The organism is Parasediminibacterium sp. HNIBRBA5674 (assembly GCF_056745525.1).
The window spans coordinates 1-1,105 of the sequence record NZ_JBQWIE010000088.1 but is presented as its reverse complement, the minus strand read 5'-3'; the positions used below and the strand labels follow the sequence as shown (position 1 = coordinate 1,105).

Annotated in this window: 1 protein-coding gene; it reads right to left on the bottom strand. The window is 37.9% G+C overall.

What is annotated here, in order from left to right:
- Window positions 1-25: 25 nt before the first annotated feature.
- Window positions 26-1,105: T9SS type A sorting domain-containing protein (locus ACT9TX_RS18355; RefSeq protein ID WP_481340557.1), on the bottom strand; the 1,080-nt coding region annotated here is incomplete at its 5' end.

Here is a 1,105-nt window from a genome sequence, read left to right as displayed (position 1 = left end):
TGATGCTTTGGGTTAGTTAAATTGATTATGGTTTTACAACTTTGTTTACAATGCTGTTATCACCATCAGTTACCTTTATCAAGTATATACCGCTACCACTTGCTAAGCTTATAGTATTAATTTCTCTACTACTTGTAGTGGTACTAATCATTTTACCTTGCATGTCTACTACTGTAATCTGTACTGCCGATTTTGCACCTTTTACTTGTACTGTTACAGCATTGTTTACCACATTACCCAATACTTTTACTGAAAAATTGTCGTTCGTAACAACATCTTGAATGGCTGTTTTAACTGCACCTAATTCAAAACGACCATCACCTTTTGTTGATGCATCTGCCGTAATATCAAAACTGTAAGTTGTACCTGCTGTTAGTACTGTTTTGGTGTTGGTTAATTTATCTAATAAGTACACATTGCTGGCATTTGGTAAGTTGTTGCTAGCTACTGTAAATGTATATTGGCCTGCTGGTGCAGTTATACCTACTGGTATTGTGGCATCTAAGCCTTTACGTGCATCTACTGCTAAACGAGCTTTATCGGGTGCGATGGTGTAAATATTAGTTACATCGTTATTTAACTTTACTAAATCCATTCGCTCGTTGCTAGCTTCGCTTGCAGTTGCGTCTGCGCGTACAAACAATTTGTCGTAAAAATTACCACCACTAGTAATTTGCAACTCTAAATATTTTAAAGTTTCTGTCTCACCAAATAAACCTGTAATAGCATTACCTGTAGTACTAATTGCGGTACTTGCATCTATAGTAATGCTAGATACACCCGCTGTATAAGCAATAGCACCCATCATTGGTATTGTAGAATCACCTGAACTCATAACTGCTGACCATCCGCCTGCCTTAATACGTGGGGTTGCGCTACCTAAATTTGCAACATACCTATAGTAAGCTGTACCAGCAGTACCGCCAGTTAATGCAGAAGATTTTACAGGCGCAGCAAATGGGTTACCAACAATGCTAAAGCCAGTTGTATTCGTTTGTACATTCACGCTACTACCATTTAGTGTACCAGTAACACCATAAGCAAAAGCTGTAGGTTTACTTGAATCTACGTAATTAGTTAACCCTGGTGTACCGTTAAAATCAGT